At 40.6% G+C, this 18,925-nt stretch carries 15 protein-coding genes; 7 read left to right on the forward strand and 8 right to left on the reverse strand.

Going from position 1 to position 18,925, the window contains the following annotated elements; translation table 11 throughout:
- Positions 1-29 precede the first annotated feature (29 nt).
- Positions 30-2,531: a zinc-dependent metalloprotease gene (locus tag AB9K32_RS16490; protein ID WP_369885863.1), complete on the reverse strand. Its 2,502-nt coding sequence runs from the start codon at positions 2,529-2,531 to the stop codon at positions 30-32.
- Between the two features lie 265 nt (positions 2,532-2,796).
- Here AB9K32_RS16490 and AB9K32_RS16495 point away from each other — a divergent pair, with 265 nt between their 5' ends.
- Positions 2,797-3,519 (forward strand): hypothetical protein, encoded by a 723-nt coding sequence (locus AB9K32_RS16495; RefSeq protein WP_224837825.1) that lies wholly within the window; start codon positions 2,797-2,799, stop codon positions 3,517-3,519.
- Positions 3,520-3,961: 442 nt separating this feature from the next.
- Here the strand turns inward: AB9K32_RS16495 and AB9K32_RS16500 are convergent, their stop codons facing one another.
- The 5 genes from AB9K32_RS16500 to AB9K32_RS16520 form a co-directional block, all read right to left on the reverse strand.
- Complete coding sequence (locus tag AB9K32_RS16500) at positions 3,962-5,392, reverse strand: DASS family sodium-coupled anion symporter (protein WP_252080604.1); 1,431 nt, start codon at positions 5,390-5,392, stop codon at positions 3,962-3,964.
- Between the two features lie 98 nt (positions 5,393-5,490).
- Positions 5,491-8,361, reverse strand: coding sequence for a TonB-dependent receptor domain-containing protein (locus AB9K32_RS16505; RefSeq protein ID WP_369885866.1), 2,871 nt, complete (start codon positions 8,359-8,361; stop codon positions 5,491-5,493).
- A gap of 218 nt (positions 8,362-8,579) precedes the next feature.
- The gene (lysS, locus tag AB9K32_RS16510; protein ID WP_369885868.1) at positions 8,580-10,271 is read right to left on the reverse strand and encodes a lysine--tRNA ligase; all 1,692 of its coding nucleotides are present in this window, start codon (positions 10,269-10,271) and stop codon (positions 8,580-8,582) included.
- A gap of 65 nt (positions 10,272-10,336) precedes the next feature.
- The gene (locus AB9K32_RS16515) at positions 10,337-10,879 is read right to left on the reverse strand and encodes a thioredoxin family protein (protein ID WP_369885869.1); all 543 of its coding nucleotides are present in this window, start codon (positions 10,877-10,879) and stop codon (positions 10,337-10,339) included.
- An 81-nt stretch (positions 10,880-10,960) separates the two neighbouring features.
- Complete coding sequence (locus tag AB9K32_RS16520) at positions 10,961-12,025, reverse strand: response regulator transcription factor (protein ID WP_369885871.1); 1,065 nt, start codon at positions 12,023-12,025, stop codon at positions 10,961-10,963.
- Between the two features lie 94 nt (positions 12,026-12,119).
- Here AB9K32_RS16520 and AB9K32_RS16525 point away from each other — a divergent pair, with 94 nt between their 5' ends.
- From AB9K32_RS16525 to AB9K32_RS16550, 6 genes are all read left to right on the forward strand, one after another.
- Entirely contained in the window at positions 12,120-12,275 is a 156-nt protein-coding gene (locus AB9K32_RS16525; RefSeq protein WP_224837819.1) for a YqaE/Pmp3 family membrane protein, read from the forward strand.
- A 126-nt stretch (positions 12,276-12,401) separates the two neighbouring features.
- Complete coding sequence (locus tag AB9K32_RS16530) at positions 12,402-13,136, forward strand: hypothetical protein (RefSeq protein ID WP_369885873.1); 735 nt, start codon at positions 12,402-12,404, stop codon at positions 13,134-13,136.
- Positions 13,137-13,168: 32 nt separating this feature from the next.
- On the forward strand, positions 13,169-13,885 hold the full coding sequence (lipB, locus tag AB9K32_RS16535) for a lipoyl(octanoyl) transferase LipB (RefSeq protein ID WP_369885875.1): 717 nt from the start codon (positions 13,169-13,171) through the stop codon (positions 13,883-13,885).
- Positions 13,886-14,018: 133 nt separating this feature from the next.
- The gene (locus tag AB9K32_RS16540) at positions 14,019-15,050 is read left to right on the forward strand and encodes an OmpA family protein (RefSeq protein WP_369885877.1); all 1,032 of its coding nucleotides are present in this window, start codon (positions 14,019-14,021) and stop codon (positions 15,048-15,050) included.
- A gap of 209 nt (positions 15,051-15,259) precedes the next feature.
- Complete coding sequence (locus AB9K32_RS16545; RefSeq protein ID WP_224837815.1) at positions 15,260-15,934, forward strand: hypothetical protein; 675 nt, start codon at positions 15,260-15,262, stop codon at positions 15,932-15,934.
- A gap of 223 nt (positions 15,935-16,157) precedes the next feature.
- Positions 16,158-16,766, forward strand: a complete 609-nt coding sequence (locus AB9K32_RS16550; RefSeq protein WP_224837814.1) for a porin family protein — start codon at positions 16,158-16,160, stop codon at positions 16,764-16,766.
- Between the two features lie 59 nt (positions 16,767-16,825).
- Here the strand turns inward: AB9K32_RS16550 and AB9K32_RS16555 are convergent, their stop codons facing one another.
- Both AB9K32_RS16555 and AB9K32_RS16560 read right to left on the reverse strand, forming a co-directional pair.
- Complete coding sequence (locus AB9K32_RS16555) at positions 16,826-17,518, reverse strand: hypothetical protein (RefSeq protein WP_293293755.1); 693 nt, start codon at positions 17,516-17,518, stop codon at positions 16,826-16,828.
- Positions 17,519-17,532: 14 nt separating this feature from the next.
- A complete protein-coding gene (locus AB9K32_RS16560; protein WP_369885880.1) occupies positions 17,533-18,849 on the reverse strand; it encodes an OmpA family protein in 1,317 nt (438 codons plus the stop codon).
- Positions 18,850-18,925 lie beyond the last annotated feature (76 nt).

Genomic DNA, 18,925 nt, shown 5'->3' on the forward strand with positions numbered 1-18,925 from the left:
TAGATGATTCCAAGTTCTAAAGGAGGCCCTTATTTGGTAGGTTCCAAGATTAGGTTTATGCGCTCCAAGGCATCTTGTAAATGATAGCGGCTCATGCTATCCGAAATTCTTGCCAAGCCATTTCTAATATCTCTTTTTAAGTTGTTCAGTTCGGCTCGTGCCACGGAACGGATATCGGATTGACTAGTGTTGATCGGTGTAGATTTTCTATAACCTCCAAAGTCTGGCATTTTTCGTTGACTATCGGCGGTCATTAAATACTCCAATCTGTCGATATGGGCTTTTTGAAGATTTCTTCTGTAGGTGTCGATGGATCTACCACTACGGGTCTCTGACCAAATTCCCCTGCGAAGGTCTCGCATCATTTCCAACAAGGTGTAGGCTTCGTTGCCGTTTATGGTTTCGTTTTCTATGATTCTTGCCAATTTGCCCAATTGCAACATGGTGTTCATATAGCGTTCTTGTACGGAACGGATACGCTCCACTGAACCTGAGTATTGGATTTTGTTAAAAATATTCTGATCTAACAACCATTCGGGAGTTTCAAACAATTGTTCTTGCATAAACTTCATGGCGTTTTTCTGGTGCTCTTTGCTAACATGGGTATAAACGGCACCATCTTGTTCCGCTGTTTTGTAATGTTCGTATACTCCTCCAATATTATTGGCAACATGTCCCATGTATCTGCCGTATTGAGAAACTACGTGTCCGTACATAGTTTCCAGATCATCATAGTTTTCACCCGCCTCGGTGGTCCAATCTATCAAGTTGGGTACAATTCGTTTTAAGTTGGCAATGCCGTACAAGCTGGCTTTTATGGCATCATCACCTAAATCCTCGGTTTGTGAACTCGGGTCGTGGACATCGCCCACTTGTTGGTGTCCAAAACGGTACATTGGATCTCCTGCATGCTCTAAGATCCAACTGTTAAGAATTGGTTTTTCTTCTTCGGCAGTTTTGTCCAAAATAGGCTTGTAGCCCCATTTAATGGAATATTTATCATAAACTCCAATATTGGGCATTAGGGCGACTCCTTCATCTCCGGGCTGTGCTACATAATTAAAACGGGCATAGTCCATAATGGATGGTGCGGTGCTATGTTTTTTGGTAAAGCTTGCCGAACGCAAAGAATCCACGGGGTAGGCGGCACTACTACCCATATTATGTGGTAGTCCTAAAGTATGGCCCACTTCGTGGGAAGATACAAAACGTATCAACCTTCCCATTATCTCTTTGTTGAACTCTGTTTTTTGGGCTTCGGGGTTAATGGCTGCGGTCTGTACAAAGAACCAGCCTCGTAACAAACTCATTACGTTATGGTACCAATTTATGTCCGATTCCAAAATTTCGCCGCTTCGTGGATCACTTACGTGAGGACCATTTGCGTTGGGAATAGGAGAGGCCAAATAGCGTACCACAGAATAGCGTACATCTTCTGGGGACCACTCTGGATCTTCCTCTGGAGATGGAGGGTCTTTGGCAAGAATGGCGTTTTTAAAGCCCGCTTCCTCGAAGGCAACTTGCCAATCCTCGATACCTTGTTTAATGTAAGGTATCCATTCTTTGGGAGTAGCTCTATCTATATAATATACAATGGGTTTTTTAGGCTCTACTAAATCTCCTGCTTTGAATTTTTCAATATCCTCGTCTTTTACCTCGAGCCTCCAACGATCTAGGTAAGTAAGGGTTTTACTTTCTTGGGCATCCAGTCCGTAATCCACCTGTCCTCTGGCGAACCATCCAACGCGTTCGTCAAAATAACGGCGTTTCATCGGTTCTTTAGGCAGCAAGATCATGGAATTGTTTATTTCCAACGAAATTGAACCAAGGCTGGAATTGCTTGGAGGGTTGTTGGAAAGGTACGTTTTTACATGGCGAGCCTCGATGTTCAACGGGTAGCTTTTTATGGATTCGATATAACTTCTATCGTTGTCCATTCGGGTTACCTTGAATCTTTTTCTATATCCATCAGGGAATCCAAGAGCTTTTACATCTTTGGTGAACAAAGGGTCGATTTCGATTACCGTTGATGGGTTCAGGGAATCTTTTTTGTTGATGGCCTGAATGTCAAAAGAGAATAGGACAGGTTCAAAGTTCGAGTTTACTACTGCTTCGTGGACGGGTAAGGAATCCGCAGCAACATTTTCATAAGAAGCCACTCTGACCAAAACTTTTTTGTCCTTCTTTTCCCAACGTAGCACTTGGGTGTTGATTTTTCCACCGCCAAATCCAATTCCGGTAGCGGTTTTGGAAATTCTGCTTACCATAAGCATTTCCCGGTTAAAAAGGGAATCGGGAATTTCGTAATAATGTTTGTCATCTACCGTATGCACGCTAAATAGCCCTGCATCGGTTTTCGCATCTTTGGTGATTACCTTGTCGTAAGGTTTAATGTCACCAGGTTTAGGCTTGTCTTGTTTTTTTTGTTCGGTGTTTTTCTTCTTCTTTTTAAAAAGTTGGGCCTCCGTAGTTTGGATGGTACCCAATACAATGACTGCTAGTAGTAGTCGAGGTAGTAAATATTTGATCATTATAAGTCAGTTTGGATAACTAAAACAACCAAAGAACTTAAAATTCGATCGAATTAACTGTTAAATAAATATTAACAGTCGTTTTTTTAACGCTATGCCCCAACCATTGGGAGTCCTGCGTTTTACTGGTGGTTTGGCTTGTATCGCCCCGTATTGCTGGGCTCAACGGATATCTAAATTTCGTAAAAAAATGCTAAAGACTGTAACGTTTTGGAATTTGGATAGTCTTATAAGCATATCATCAATCATAAAATTCAATCAAAAAATGAACAAGTTATTATTAATTTATGGAAGTGTATTATTAAGTAGTACCGCCATAGCCAACGACCAGCAAAATTTCAGGTCCGTCGAGCTTCAATCCGGGAGCCTGAGCAGTCTAGAGAACAGTTTAACCGTACTTAATATAGGTGCAGAGTTGAACGATTCAACTTCCGAGATGAACGATTATGCATCTTACGAGTTGAATTTGAACGAAATAGTGTATTTGGAAGAAGAGCCTGAAGTTGAATTAGGTTTTGATACCTCCGATTATCTTCCCGAGGGTTTCGATCCTTATGTAAGCTATTTTGATTTGAATTCCATTATATACCTCGAAAACAACGTTGAATCAGCATTAGGTTTTGATACCACAAAATATCTGCCCGAGAATTTTAATGCTTACACAGAGGTAGTGGATGTACACTCCATTAACTATATGGAAGAGGAGGATTTGGAACTTGGTTTTAATACCAAGGATTATTTGCCAGAGGACTTTTCTCCCTACGAAGCTTATGTGGATTTAAAATCGATCCCTTATGTAAAGGATGAAGTAGAACTGCAATTGGGAATTAACAGTGAATATTTGTTGCCCAAGGGTTTTGACCCGTACACTGATGTAATTGCGGTAACATCCATCAACTACATGGAGGAGGAAGAAATAGAGTTGGGTTTTGATACTTCCAAGTATCTCCCCGAAGGTTTTGATCCTTATGTAGGGTCAATGCAGTAAAATGTTCTTCATTTTACAACTTATTTGAGTTAGCTAAAAAAGCCCCTTGACCGAGGGGCTTTTGTTTTGAAGGTAATTTATGTTAAAGAATACTTATAAGTTGTTGGTTAACAAAAATATAACATTGAACGGAGGAAGTAAGAATTGTTAGTGAAATGGATTTTTACCTATCGATTTTTCAATAAAAAGTGTAAATCTGTACAATTGCTTTAGGAATTGATGGGGTTTGAACGAGGTACGCAATGTTTTACTGCTTTTTTGGTTCGTTAACAAAATTCTAATTACAATAATTTATCGTAAAAAGAGTTATAACTTTGTACTTAACAAATAGTTACGCACCACTTGTTTAGTGGAGAGTAGCGTTAGTTAAGTTAGTTTCTTACATTTTTTTGAGTTAGTTAGTTTGTAAAAATGCCCTTCCGCCCGGAGGGGCATTTTTAGTTTAGAACAATAGGGGAATTACAAACTGGAACACTAACACCAACAGAAGTACGGCAATAAGATTGAGAATTACCCCCACCCGGGCCATTTGAGGTATTTTAACGTAACCACTTGCAAAAACAATGGCATTGGGCGGTGTGGCCATTGGAAGCATAAACGCACAACTACTGGCAATGGTCACCGGAATCAATAAATGGAGCATTGGAATATCAAGACCTATGGCAATCCCTGCGACCACGGGCGCTAAGACTGCCACAAGGGCAACGTTGCTCATAAGCTCCGTCATAAAAAGCATCAGGAAAATTAACAGGGCAGCAGTGAACAAAATACTGATTTCACTTTGTGCAATGCTGCTTGCGACCAAATCCACAATACCGCTTGCGGACATTCCTTGGGCCAGGGCCAGTCCACCGCCAAAAAGGATCAAAATACCCCAGGCCAGTTTGGAGGTGTCTTGCCAAGTAATGATAAAATCACCCTTTTTTATGTTGTAGGGAATGGCAAACAATGCTATTGCTGCAAAAATACTGATCATGGTATCCGTGATTCCCAATTGAGGGAAGAGGTTATTGATCAAGGTTCTAAAAATCCATAGAAATACGGTTACACCGAAAATGGTGAGAACCATTTTTTCCTTGCCAGAGGTGGGGCCCAATTTATCCAATTCGGTACGGATAACATCTTTTGATGCATTAAATTTTAGGTCCCTATTGGGAAACATCCATTTAACCAATACCAAATAGCAAATTCCTACCATAATGATCGAAAATGGCAATCCAATGGTCATCCATTTTAAAAAAGATATTTCGGTATTGTACTCGTTTTCCAGTAAACCGATCAGTACAGAATTGGGAGGAGTACCGATTACCGTGGCAATGCCCCCAGCATTCGCCGAAAAGGCAATGCCAAGCATTACGCTCAGTGCGAAATTTTGATCGTTTTTGGTGAAACCGTCGGCATCGTCCACCAATAAATTGATTACCGAAAGCGCAATAGGCAACATAACTACCGTACTTGCAGTATTGCTGATCCACATACTTAAAGATGCTGTGGCGATCATAAAGCCTAAAATGACCTTGTTCGGCGTCGTTCCGGTTAGTCGGATAATGTTCAGGGCGATTCTTCGGTGTAAATTAACTTTCTCCAAAGCCAGGGCCATTACAAACCCCCCAAAGAATAGAAACACGATAGGGCTGCCGTAGTTGGCACCAACCTCAGCAATGGGCAAGATTTTTAAAATGGGCAATAAGAGCAAGGGGAGCAATGCTGTAACCGAAATGGATACCGCTTCGGTGATCCACCATATGAGCATCCATACAGCAACAGAAATAACCGGGTCACCTTTTTCCGAAACAATTTCGAAAGGTAATATATTCAAAACCAGAAAGGCTACGGGACCTAAAACCAGGCCTATTTTTTTGCTTAGTTCCATATGGGATTCTAAGCTATGCTTTTTTTGTTAAATTTTAAAAAAATAAAGAAGCCCCATTTGGGGCTTCAAAGAATATAAAATTAAGGAGTAAGAGTTCTTTATTTTAAAGCAAGGCTAATTCTCCCAAAAAGGAACCTACCGCCAATACCAAATTGCTGAGCTCTTCTGGACCAGTCAAAACGCCCATCACTTCTGTTATTTCCTCCATCGCTCAAGGTCTCAGCCGCCCTATCGGGATAAATATCCAATAAGTTGTTGGCGCCAACAGTAAAAGTAAGTGCAGGGGTTACTTTATATCCGATGGATAAATCCGTAACTATTTTGGTACTAAACACTTGTTGTCTATCTATATTGGTAGTAGCCTCTGTAACTTCCCCAAAATATACATTCCTTAAAAACACAATGAATTTATCAGAAGTTAAGCTGTTGGATAAGTTTATTTTAGTTCTAGGAACGGCCTCTTCCAAGTAAACTCTACTGTCTTCAGGAAAATAAGTCTCTACCAATCCTGCATTTTCCAAAACTTCTGAAGCATTTATATCTCCCACTTTTCTTGTTTGGGAAAAAGTACCCGCTAGGTCGGATTTTAAATTCCAATTACCACCAAACTGGGCCTTGTGCGTAATAACCACATCCAAACCTTTCGACTCGGTATCGATGGCATTGGCAAAGAAAGATGCCGCGGTAGCATTGGCCTGACTTAACAAGTTGTCTAGTTCAGTCCCATTGCCAGGTCCTTGAAATTGTCCAGTATAAACTACCCTGTCATTGATTTTAACAAAATAACCATCTACAGTTACGGTTAGATTTGCATCAGGGATTTTAGCTGTAAGACCTAAACTAACACTACCAGATGTTTCTTCCTTAAGTTGTGGAATACCCAAAAGCTGTGCAGCCCTACTATCATTGGCAAAAGTACCGACCTCTTGTGGATTTCCGTTCTGGTCAAAAATTGTTGATGTAGAATTAAAATTAATTTGATGCAAGGAAGGCGCTCGGAATCCAGTGTTTGCCGCAGCACGAATATTTATATTATCTGAAATTTTGTAACGGGTCGCCAATTTAAAATTGATGGTGGACCCAAAATCACTATAATCCTCAAATCTAGTGGCAAAACTTGCCAAGAATTCTTCGGAAAAATCAGCCTCTACATCAAAGTAACCCGCAATACTACTTCTTCCCCTGGAAAGTTCATTGTTTGGACTAAAGCCCGGAAAAACCTGTGAGCCACCTGGTCTAGCATTTCCAAAGAAATCTCGTGAGGGTTCTTGCGAAGCTAGGGTTATTACTTGGCCTTCTGCCGTATATTGCGAATAGGATGCCTCCTCACCTGCTTCTATGTTATAATTTTCTACTCTATATTCCGCTCCGAAAGCCACGTTCAGACCGGACATTACATCATCGAAAAATTGATTGATATCGAGGTTGGTGGTGTTTTGGCTAAAGGAAAACCCCCCTGCATCAAAAACAGTGGGAGAGGAGCTTTGTAGAGAAGCGTTAAAGGTGTTCCCAATGGTGTATAAGAAAGAGTTTTTTCCGTAGGTATTACTGAAATCCACATTCCAATCACCAATCATACCTTTTATACCGGCAGATAATGATTTATCTCTGATGGTAGAATTGATTTCAGGTAAAAATCCATTAATGTAGGCCGGTGTAAATGTTCTACTTTGATTTGGAAGTCTATAGAATCCTGCAGAATTCCCTGTTCTAGAGCTAATACCCGCAAAAGAGTATAGTTCAGTGCCCTTATCATCTAGGGGCAAGGAGAAGTTGGTAAAAAATCTACCGCCTCGCAAGGCAGATTGGCCTACGCGCATATTAAAATCGCTTCTTTCCTGCCCTCTTGCTGCCAATTCCGCTTCGGTATTATCTTCGGACAAAATAGGCTGAAGTTCTTCTTTGGTCGTTGCTCCGTTGAGATTGATATTGGCCTGATTTGCATATTGGATCACATCTGCAACATCATCGTCCAATAAATTGGCCAGATTATAACCATCTTGATTGGCAAAACGTTCAACCGTATTATAAAGATTAAAGACACTGCCTTCCCATTCTTTCATCCGATTATAATCTTGTCTAACATCAAAATCACCAGAAAATGTGATATATCCGCCATTATTTCCAAGTGGCAGACCATAACTAGCAGCAAAGTTTGTTGTTTCACCATCTATGCCGCCTGTTTGCCCATTTGCATTTTTGGAAAAATTGGCACCACTGGTTACGGTTGCCGTTAATTCATTTACGGTGGTATTCAAAACAATATTGATCACACCGGCAATGGCATCTGAACCGTATTGGGCAGCTGCCCCATCCCTTAGCACTTCAATACGCTTAATTGCTGCTGCGGGAATTGCGTTTAAATCGGTACCAACACTACCTCGACCAAATGTGCCATTTACATTAATTAGGGAAGAGGTATGCCGGCGTTTACCATTGATCAATACCAAAACTTGATCGGGCCCAAGCCCTCTTAAAGATGCCGGGTCTATATGGTCTGTACCATCGGAAATGGTTTGGGTGTTGGATGTAAAGGAAGGCGCTACATAATTTAATATTTGATTTAAATTTACCTGTGGCGCCATATTGTTTAGTTCCTTTATGTCTATTACATCTACAGGGACAGTACTTTCTGTAGCTGTCCTATTCGGGTTTCTGGAACCGACCACTACAACATTCTCCAACTCCAATCCTGCTTGTAGGGTTACATTTAAGGTATTGCTGGTAACTGTGACTTCTTGGGTGTTGAAACCCACATAGGAGAAGATCAAAATATCTCCGGTGTTTGCCTCAATGGTATACTTTCCATCAAAATCGGTGATTGTTCCTGTTTGAGAGCCTTTTACTTGGACCGATGCGCCCGGTAAGGGCACATTTTGGTCATCATAAACGGTTCCGGTTACCTCTTGGGCAAAGGTTGTTAATGTAGCCAAAAGGGTAAGGAAAAAGGTAAGTTGTAACTTTTTCATTTTAGTAGATTTTAGTTAGATATTGTTGTGGGGGCTGCTGAAATTCCTTTGCTTTTTGTAAGGAATTATTGGGTAAGATAATGGTTTTTTTTAAAATAATACCTGGTAATCAGTGTTTTAATGGAAAAAAAGAAGAGCCCTTAAGGGCTCTTCTTTTATGATGGATTTAATTTAATTCTGAATAAGATAGTATGTTAAAAATTATGTGTTCATTATTTCTATCCCGTATAATTTACGAGTAGGGCATCTTCCGTTTTTTCTATTTTGATGAGCCCATGCTTGGTCAAGCCTTTAGAGCTCTTGTCCCATTTTTTACCGCTTAGCCCTGCTTTTTCCTTAAGGTCGGATAAGGTCATCTGACCTTGTGGCTTAAGAATGTCCAAAATGATTTTTTCCTCTTCGGTAAGCTCTACCTGCTTTTTCTCTGGTCGCATTTGCGGGAAGAAAAGCACTTCTTGGATAGAAGAATTATTGGTCATTAACATTACCAAACGGTCTATGCCGATACCGATACCCGATGTTGGAGGCATTCCGTATTCAAGTGCACGCAAGAAATCCTGGTCTATGAACATGGCTTCGTCATCTCCTTTTTCGGAAAGTTTCAATTGGTCCTCGAAACGTTCGCGCTGATCAATGGGATCGTTGAGCTCGGAATAGGCATTGGCCAACTCCTTACCGTTTACCATCAACTCAAAACGCTCCGTCAATCGAGGATTGCTGCGGTGCTCTTTGGTCAACGGGCTCATTTCTTTTGGATAATCGATAATAAACGTGGGCTGAATGTAGTGGTGTTCACATTTTTCACCAAAAATCTCATCTATCAATTTACCTACGCCCATGGTGTCATCCACTTCAATGCCCAATTTTTTGGCGGTTTCTCGAAGTTCATCTTCGTCCATTCCAGAAACGTCAATTCCCGTATGGATTTTAATGGCCTCCAAAATGGGAACCCTTGGGTAGGGTGCCTTAAATTCTATTTCGTGATCACCCACTATTACTTTGGAACTTCCAGTTGCATCAATAGCTACTTTTTCCAATAGTTCTTCTGTAGTGTCCATCATCCAATTATAGTCCTTGTAGGCTACGTAGAGTTCCATTACGGTAAACTCCGGGTTATGGGTGCGGTCCATACCTTCGTTACGGAAATCCTTGGCAAATTCGTAAACGCCGTCAAACCCGCCAACTATCAACCTTTTAAGATAAAGCTCGTTGGCAATACGCAGGTACAATGGAATGTTGAGCGCATTGTGGTGCGTTAGGAACGGACGCGCCGCAGCTCCGCCCGGTATGGGTTGCAATATGGGTGTCTCAACCTCCAAATATCCTTTTTGGTTATAAAACTCACGGATACTGGTGGTTATCTTTGTTCTTTTTATAAAAGTGTCCTTTACGTGTGGGTTCACTACCAAATCCACATATCGCTGACGGTATCTCAGCTCTGGATCGTTAAAAGCGTCGTACACTTTACCTTCGTCATCTACCTTTGGTAGCGGCAACGGTCTTAAACTTTTGCTCAACAGTGAGAAGTTCTTCACCATCACGGTTTTTTCACCTACTTGAGTGGTGAAAAGCTCTCCTTCTATTCCAATAATGTCCCCTATGTCCAGCAATTTTTTGTAGACATCGTTGTAAAGGGTTTTGTCATCTCCCGGGCAAATTTCGTCACGGTTAAAATACACTTGAATTCTACCTTCGCTGTCTTGAAGTTCGGCAAACGAAGCTTTACCTTGAATTCTACGCGACATCAATCTACCGGAAATCACTACTTTTTTTCCTTCTTCAAAATCATTCTTGATACTCTTGGAAGTGGCATCAACAGGATACAGTGCTGCTGGGTATGGGTCAATGCCCATTTCCCTGAGTTTGGTCAATTTTTCCCTTCGAACGATCTCTTGTTCCGATAGTTGCATAGTCTTCAAAAAATTTAAAGCGCAAAATTACACTTTTGCGCTTTAATTTCCTGCCATACTACAACTTAATATGCATAATTGGGTATATAGTCCTTCCCAAAAACTATTTGGGAAATATCCTCTTCCAATGTTCCCAGCGGACTCTCAACGATTCTATTGACTTCTTTTCCGTTTTTAAAAAAGATGATGGTCGGCACCTTGATTATGTTCAACCCTTTCTCCTCTCCGGTCGGACTGGTTTTGTAGTGGCCTTTGCGATAATCCAACCCAACTATTTCCAATTGTTCCATGGGAAAATCGGCCGCTTCCAATATTTTAATGAATTTGGGACTTTCCCGTTTACTGTCTCCACACCAGGTCCCCAAGAATAGTTTGATGTTGTACCCCTTTAATTCTTTTTGAAAAAGGGATACCAAAGTTTCGTCTACTTTATAGGCGTTGTACCGAGCCTGAAACCAGTTGCTATATGGTTTGGATTGCAAACCATCCAGGTTTATTTGTCCTACTAAAAATTGTTGACCGTTTTTTGTTGTTATTTCCTTGTTGAAGTCTTGTGCCGAAACACAAACAATGCAAAGCATAAGCCATGCGGTTAAAATTTGTTTCATGATTTTACGTGATTTATGGTTTGATGGCCAAATTCACTAAAATCAATGGTTGGACGAATTTTGTTCCGTTGGAAATCGGTACTAGTCCCTGGGTTGAAATTTATTTTTTTTGAACAGAATGGACATTTCGTCCCTGGAGGCAATATCCAGTTTTTTATACAGGTTATTAATGTGGGTCTTAATGGTGCTTACACTTACAAAAAGCTCGGAGGCAATTTCTTTATTGGTTTTGTTTTCCAATATTAGATGGGCTATTTTTTGTTCTTGAGGGGTTAATTTTTCGAGTAGAAGGGAGGCATTGCTCTTTCTTTTTTTGCTCAAGAAAAAAACTACATTTCCCAATACGGATACTGCCAAAAGCGCGATTATGGTCCTATTCCATTTGCCGGACCGTGGTTTGCCAAAACTGGCCAACTCCCTGTCCGTGGTTATCTCGGCACGGTATTGCCGGGTAAAGGTCGAGTTGGGATAATCGACGGTCAATCTTTCCGCCAAATCTTCGTAATAGTTATTGGCAACTAGGTCTTCCAGATAAAATTTGAAGGTCTCATTGCTTTTGTCGGACAGAAAATCGTAAATGTAGAGTTCGCCCAAAGGTTCGTTGGTTTTTTTTCCAAAGTTATGAAGGACCTTGAACCATTTTTTTAAATTCAAATTAAGGTTGGCCTCGCTGGGATATTCGGCCAAATCGTACGCCATGTGCTCTTTTAGTTCCTCTATTTCCAGAATTAGGCCGGATTTTGGATTTGTAGAATTTATGGTGCAGAGGGATTGATCTTCAAAAGAAGTTGGAAATTGCAGGGTGTCCTTATTGTTGGCGATAAAAAGAACACTTTTGCTGTTGTTGCACAATCCTAAAAAGTGCTTGCTGCCCAAACTGTCCGAACATCCATCCAAATGGATGCGATATATGCGGTTTTGTCCACTTAGATTATCACCGGAGAAGGAAAAATGCCCCATGGAATCCACTATACCTTGTTGAACTATTTGGTCCAAATACACTCGAGAAGATTTTCGGTAGTCCTCTACCACGGATAAATAAATGGCATTTCCGGCATTTTCCAGGGCGACCTCTCCAGAAAACTGGTATTGCCCCAAAACAACAGATGAACTCACCAAGAAAGTGATAAGGAAGAAAAACCGCATATTTGGCAGATTTTTGGTTAAAAATAGTCGTTTTTCTGTAACAGAACAGGTATTTTAACTACCTATAAGTAATCATCAATCAAAAATCAAATCAATGAGTTTCTGGAGAGTTTTATTGGCCATTCTGTTTCCTCCCCTTTCCGTAATCGGGAAAGGATGTGGGTCTATTTTAATTGTTTTTTTACTTACCCTTTGCGGTTGGGTCCCGGGCGTTATCGCGGCTTTGATAATTTTGAACAACACCAATTGATCGTAGCTTATCCAAAAAAACCGTGTCTTGTTGTGCATATGTGGGGTTAATGGTATTTTTAGCGCGCTTTTGGTAATAGTTAAATCAAAAGTGATAGAACGATAAACAACTAACCATTACATAAACATGAAGAAACTTAAGTACGTTATAATTTCCATTTTGGGCCTTTTGGCATCGTGCAATTTTACCGAGGAACTCCATTTGAACGAAGACGGGTCGGGCAAGTTGTCCATAAAGTTTGATGGTTCAGAAATGATGGATATGGCAGGGAACGAAATGGCCAAGGAAAACGAAGAAGCCATAGATTCCATTATTTCGTTCAAAGATTTTTTGGAAGAGCACAAGGATAGTATTGCACAATTGCCTCAAGAGGAACAGGCAAAACTGAAAAAATTGGAGCCATTTAATATGCATATGGTTATGAATCCGGATACCAAAGAGATGAAGTTTGATCTTTTTAGCGATTTTAAGGATGTGAACCAAGTGAACGATGCATTCAATGCTTTCCATAATGCAAGTTCCATCGGGAACAAAACCAATACCCAACAAGGTCCGATACAGCCTGCAGAGCAACCTACCGAGGTAAAGTATACATTCAAAAAGAACAAGTTTAGCCGTACGGCAAAGATTTTGGACCAAGAGCTGTTTCAGCAACAATTGGATAGCATGCAGGGCGGCGAAATGTTTCTTTCGGGGTCTACGTATACCCTAAAGTATCATTTTCCCAGAAAAATAAAATCTACATCAGCAAAAGAAGCAACCTTTAGTCAAGATGGTAAGACCTTGATTTTTGAGGTTAACTTTTTGGATATGATGAACGACCCCACCATTTTGGATTTGGAGGTGGAATTGGAGAAATAGTTTTCCATAATTGAGCTTCGTATCTTTGTAACATGAATAAGAAAGTTGCGTTACAGGATCTGGGGTTTAAAGATTACAAGGAGACTTGGGATTACCAAGAATCCCTTTTTAAGGATATTGTGGATACCAAAATTCGCAACCGAAGAGAAGAAGCAGGTCTTGAAACTCCCAATCATTTTTTGTTTGTGGAACACCCTCACGTATATACACTTGGAAAAAGTGGCGATATCAATAATTTATTGGTGGACGAGAAGGCCCTGGAGGCCAAAGGAGCTACTTTTTATAAAATAAACCGTGGTGGCGATATCACGTATCACGGTCCGGGTCAAGTAGTGGGCTACCCCATTTTGGATCTGGACAATTTTTTTACCGATATACACAAGTACTTACGTTTATTGGAGGAAATGGTAATACTCACCCTGCGAGAATATGGCCTTAAGGCCGAGCGTTCCGAAGGAGAAACAGGGGTGTGGCTGGATGTAGGCACCCCTTTTGCCCGTAAAATATGTGCCATGGGCGTGCGGGCAAGTCGTTGGGTAACCATGCACGGTTTTGCCTTGAACGTAAATGCCGATCTAGGCTATTTTGATCTCATGATTCCGTGCGGCATTAAGGATAAGGCCGTGACTTCCCTTAATGTGGAACTGGGCCAAAAAGAAGTGGATATGGAAGAAGTGAAACAAAAACTTCTCAAACATTTTACCACACTTTTTGAGGCAGAGTTGATACAAGAAAAAGAAGGCGTATAGTGTCGGATTATTTGATTTATCAATCCAAACAGGGCATTGGTCAATTTATGGCATTCTGTGGATTGGAAAAGCACTAGTTTAACCGAACCTGAGGAGAAACCTTAGTGCTAAGAAAAATCAAATAAAACCAAGAATGAAAAAAAATTATCTAATTGGCTTGCTTGCCATTGTCACTGTATTGTCCTGTAAAAAAGAAAAAGGAGGAACAGTCGATCAAACTACTGTAAACCCAGTTGCCGAAGCAGAAGTGGGCAAGGTAGAAATTGAGCCCAAAAGTTCCACGGTAGCTTTTACTTGGGATAAAATTCCGTTGACCCTTAAAGATATAGGAGGGTTTCCTTACATAACAGCCCCCAGTGGAATGATTATTGACGAAAATACCAGCGCTACCGAATCCTATGATTTTCATAAACTTGAAATGTTTGATGGCAATTCATTTTTTGATATTGAAGGACGTGTGGAAAAAATGGGAATCCAGATGGATGACGATAAGGATTGGAATCAGTATTTTTTCGATAAAAGTGTTAAGGAATATTTGAAAGAAATTGGTGCCGAACTTGTTTTTGAAGGAAACATACCTGATAGCCTGATAAATGAAAAAGGTGAAACAGTGAACGATCGCCACGCTTATTTCAATAACTTTTATGTTGGCGATATAGTGAATTCTCCCATCCGAATGTATGTTCTAAAAACACCGACCAAAAAAATTGGTATTCAGGTCTATTCCGATACTGCTAGGGGGCAGATCGGTGTGGTGGAATCTAAAGATTTTGAGCAAACTATCGAAAAAATAACAGCAGATAAAATTATCGACGATATCAATTCCAAAGGTTTTGCCACCCTCCATATTAATTTTGATACAGGCAAATCCAGAATCAAATCAGAATCTTATGAAATTGTGAGCGAGATCACCAAAATGTTAAATGCCAATCCCGATTTAAAAATTAGTATTGAGGGTCACACGGATAATGTTGGGAGCGAACAGGCCAATATGAAATTATCTAAAAATAGGGCGAAATCAGTTCTTATCGCTTTGGTGGACGAAGGTGTTGATGAATCAAGATTGAAGAGTGAAGGTTATGGGCAGAGCATGCCCATTGGTGACAACGCCACAGAGGAGGGGAAAGCTCTAAATAGAAGAGTTGAGCTCCGAAAGATAGATTGAAAATTTCAAATGTTACGGAAAAAGCCTATTTGTTGTTGATAGAGTCCGTGAGCAGATTTTAAAGTTTAGTATGCCCGTTGATAGGCTTGTATCAAAATTTTTATAACTTACTGCTAGTATGCAAGTGTCTGTAATTGGGATAGTTGTTGAATTTTACTTTTCCCAAGATGCTATTTGCGGAATTAAAGTAAAAACCAATTTTCGATACAATGAAAAAAATAATTTTAGCAGTTGTACTTTCAGGAGCTCTAATTTCCTGTAAAAACAGCGATGGAAACAAAACAGAGCTAGATGATTCTGCCATTACAGAAAATTTAGAGGGGGGTTCAGGTAAAACCGAAACCAACTACGTCCCCATCGACTCCGACGAGGCCTTGGTAGCAGCATCCTTAATGGCAGCCCCGGAAGTAAGCCGAGATGGGTGTACCGTAATAGGGTACAACATGGCCGGCGAGTTTGTAACCTTTAAAGAAGGGGACAACGAGTTTATCGTGCTTGTGGATGACCCCAAAAAATCGGGATTTAATTCGGCCTGCTATCACAAAAGTTTGGAACCTTTTATGGCCCGTGGCCGAGAATTAAGGGCAGAGGGGAAATCAGGACCTGAGATCAATGAAATTCGAGAGGATGAAGCAAAATCCGGTAAACTGGCCATGGGAACACCGGGTGCTACCTTGCATATTTACTTTGGAGAGAGCGATAGGTACGACCCTGCGACCAATAAGGTCGAAGGTGCACATCACCGTTATGTAGTGTATTTGCCGTATGCCACGGCAGCTTCGACCGGGCTTCCAGAAAACCCGATCGGATCTAACCATCCTTGGATAATGAATCCGGGAACACATAGGGCGCACATTATGATCTCACCTCTACACAAGAATTGACTAGAGTAACATTTGGAAAAAAAACCGAGGCAAACGCCTCGGTTTTCTTTTTTACGATGATTTGTAGAGAGTTCGGATAAGTTTTTATTCTATGTTTTGCCATCCGTCAATCGAGAATGGGCATTCGTCAATTTACGGTATGCTATTTGGTTTATACTCGTTACTTTCCCCACCGCCGAATTAATAACAGTCATTTAACTAATTAATCATCTTACATCTAAAAATGAAAAAAGCAAACCTACTTGTTGCCCTATTAATTTGTTTTACAGCATCAGCACAATTCGATAATAACTTTGGTATTAAAGCTGGAACCAACTATTCTCAGTTTAGAACGGATTATGATATCTACAAAAGAAAAATCGGCTATTATGTTGGCGGTTTTTTCAACGTTGGAATTTCTGATAGGACAAGTATAAGGTTAGAATTGCTATTTACTAACCAAGGAACCAAAATTTCGAGAGGACTTATTGTAAATGGTATAGAGGAAGGTAAAGCAGTTAGTGTTAGAAATCAATTGATGATTTTATTGCCTGTCAATTTTAGGGTAGAATTAATAGATCGCCTTCATTTGGAATTGGGGATACAAGCAGGTTATGTTGTAAAAACACAGGAAATCCTCAAAAAGTTTCCTTACGACTCTTCAATGGAAGGTCAAAAAAACAAATACCCGCTATCTGAGTTTGACCAGTTTGATTTTGCGCTAAATGGAGGTCTAAGTTTTGACATAACGAATAGATTGGAATTGAACGCAAGATATAGTTGGGGATTGATTGAGCTGGACGATTATTATAAAACCTCCGTGATTAGCTTGGGGCTTGGATTTAAAATTTAAATAATGACCAAATAAAAACCGAGGCATTTGCCTCGGTTTTCTTTTGTAAATAATTATCTCTACTTACTATAGTTTGTCAGGACCATGCTATTGGTCAGTTTTCCACTTTTGTTATACGATTCTTGTTTTACCATGCCCACGCCTTCTGAGAACCACGTGCGTGAGGGCAAGGTTTGGTTGGTCATCATCATTTTGGTCTTGGTCTCGCTGTAGATCACGTAGCAGTCAAACGTGCCGGCAGGTGTGGTCAAACTTTCAAGCTTTTCCACCTTTCGGTTAACGGTTTCCACATTGGTGTTCATATTAATGGCTCCGCCCATTTTCATTTTAATCGAAATATTGGCGTCTGGTAATTCTTGGCCTACCGAAAGACTGTTGGGCAGTTCTATATCGGTTCCGGAAATATCCATTTCAACATCTCCCATTTGACTTAGCATTTGTTCGTTCATCAAGGATTTAAAATCAATTTTAACTATGTCACCATCGCAAACTATATCATAATCAGAGGTATAGACCTTGCCCTTTTTGTCCACTATTTCCATTTCCATTGTGGCGCTAATGTTGTTGCCACTGCCTTGTACATTGGTGACTGTATAATTAAACTTGCCGTCCTCTTTTCCTTTTTTGTTATAATTGGTGTATTGTAGTTTGGCACCATCGACCATGGGATAGTAAGTGCTGCAAGTGTTCTGTGCATGTACAATGGTTATGGCGAACGTGGCAATAAATAGTGTGGTAAATAAACGTTTCATTTTCTACGGAGATATTATTTTTTAATGAATTCAACTCTTCGGTTCTGTGCTTTGCCTTGTGCGGAGCTGTTGTCGGCAACAGGTTCCGATTCTCCTTTTCCATCGGAGGTCAAGCGGTCCGGAGATATTCCATAAACGGATACTAAAGCATTTTTTACGGCCTCTGCCCGATTTTTGGAAAGTGCCATATTGCTTTCGTCCGTACCATCGGAATCGGTATGGCCAACTATGTTGAGGCTGATGGAAGAATCCTGGTTCAACACTTGGGAAATCTGCCTTATAATTCCCATGGATTGCGGAAGTATTTCTGCGGAGCCAGAATTGAACAGAATACCATTGGTGGAAATTTTTCCTTCGGACATTAGTTTTCTTCTCAAATCAACACCGCCTTCGGCAACCTTGAGATTACTGATCAATACTTGCTCTTGATTGTTCTGGGTATCTATTCCGTTTACGTGTAGCTTTAGATGGTTTATTTTTTCTGGGTCCACTATAAATTGAGGTAGATCAACGATCTTGTTCTGGTTGATCCATAAGCGGTATCGGTTTTTATTTACGGCAATGGAGACATGGGCCACATCTTGAAATATATCCCGCAAGTCCTGTTGCATGGTATTTTGGATAGGTGACGGGTCGCTGCTAAAATTATTGTCCACCTTAACGCCAATGGGTATATATTGGCAAAATGAGAGACTGGACAATGCATTGTTTTCGTTTGTGGTCAGGTTGGCGGTCTCCGACAAATAAATGCGCATTACCGCTTGGGAACTTGTGTTCTTGGTTAGGTTTACCGCTCTTATATCGAATTCGATGGTGAAATCTTCTGGCAGGTCGGTTCCTAAGTTGGGTACGGTAAGGCTTCTATTGGCTATAGCGTACCATTTACCGGGCATATTGCCCAGGGTCACCACTTCGCCGGAACCGTTGGTGTTCCATTTAGATGGAAAATCTCCAATGAAATCATCATTAAAATCATCAAAGAACAATGGTTTGTCTCCCGGGACAAAATCGAACTTACTATATACTTGGATGGTCTGGGGTTCGGCCTTTACCGGCCCCGAGGTGTTGGAATTTTCATTGGTGCCACCAGGAATGTTTCCGGTTTCTGGATTGTTGCCTGGGGATTGTTTTCCACCAGTGCCCGGTTCCAGAATACTGTCCAGGACTTGGTCTGTTTTTTTTGAAGTTTCTCTATCTACCCGATTTTCAACGGTACGTTCGGCTGCCTGTTCGGCTTTTTTGGCCAATTTTTTAAAAAATTGGGCTTCTGCACTGGCAGCCATCAACAGTGTAATTGACAAACAGTAGAGTAGTTTGCTGGAGGTTTTCATTTTTACTAGTGTTTTTTTAGTTTGTGATATAGCAATACCGTACAAACTACTAAAATGAAAACTACACTATGATCAA

This window comes from Allomuricauda sp. XS_ASV26, from assembly GCF_041224615.1.
GTDB lineage: Bacteria > Bacteroidota > Bacteroidia > Flavobacteriales > Flavobacteriaceae > Flagellimonas > Flagellimonas alginolytica.

Excerpts from the sequence above, each read along its gene's own strand:
- AB9K32_RS16530 (WP_369885873.1), top strand. The coding sequence starts at position 12,402 with ATGAAGAAACTTAAGTACGTTATAATTTCCATTTTGGGCCTTTTGGCA.
- AB9K32_RS16550 (WP_224837814.1), top strand. The coding sequence starts at position 16,158 with ATGAAAAAAGCAAACCTACTTGTTGCCCTATTAATTTGTTTTACAGCA.
- AB9K32_RS16540 (WP_369885877.1), top strand. The coding sequence starts at position 14,019 with ATGAAAAAAAATTATCTAATTGGCTTGCTTGCCATTGTCACTGTATTG.
- lipB (WP_369885875.1), top strand. The coding sequence starts at position 13,169 with ATGAATAAGAAAGTTGCGTTACAGGATCTGGGGTTTAAAGATTACAAG.
- AB9K32_RS16490 (WP_369885863.1), bottom strand. The coding sequence starts at position 2,531 with ATGATCAAATATTTACTACCTCGACTACTACTAGCAGTCATTGTATTG.
- AB9K32_RS16520 (WP_369885871.1), bottom strand. The coding sequence starts at position 12,025 with ATGCGGTTTTTCTTCCTTATCACTTTCTTGGTGAGTTCATCTGTTGTT.
- AB9K32_RS16560 (WP_369885880.1), bottom strand. The coding sequence starts at position 18,849 with ATGAAAACCTCCAGCAAACTACTCTACTGTTTGTCAATTACACTGTTG.
- AB9K32_RS16515 (WP_369885869.1), bottom strand. The coding sequence starts at position 10,879 with ATGAAACAAATTTTAACCGCATGGCTTATGCTTTGCATTGTTTGTGTT.
- AB9K32_RS16495 (WP_224837825.1), top strand. The coding sequence starts at position 2,797 with ATGAACAAGTTATTATTAATTTATGGAAGTGTATTATTAAGTAGTACC.
- AB9K32_RS16525 (WP_224837819.1), top strand. The coding sequence starts at position 12,120 with ATGAGTTTCTGGAGAGTTTTATTGGCCATTCTGTTTCCTCCCCTTTCC.
- AB9K32_RS16555 (WP_293293755.1), bottom strand. The coding sequence starts at position 17,518 with ATGAAACGTTTATTTACCACACTATTTATTGCCACGTTCGCCATAACC.
- AB9K32_RS16545 (WP_224837815.1), top strand. The coding sequence starts at position 15,260 with ATGAAAAAAATAATTTTAGCAGTTGTACTTTCAGGAGCTCTAATTTCC.
- lysS (WP_369885868.1), bottom strand. The coding sequence starts at position 10,271 with ATGCAACTATCGGAACAAGAGATCGTTCGAAGGGAAAAATTGACCAAA.
- AB9K32_RS16500 (WP_252080604.1), bottom strand. The coding sequence starts at position 5,392 with ATGGAACTAAGCAAAAAAATAGGCCTGGTTTTAGGTCCCGTAGCCTTT.
- AB9K32_RS16505 (WP_369885866.1), bottom strand. The coding sequence starts at position 8,361 with ATGAAAAAGTTACAACTTACCTTTTTCCTTACCCTTTTGGCTACATTA.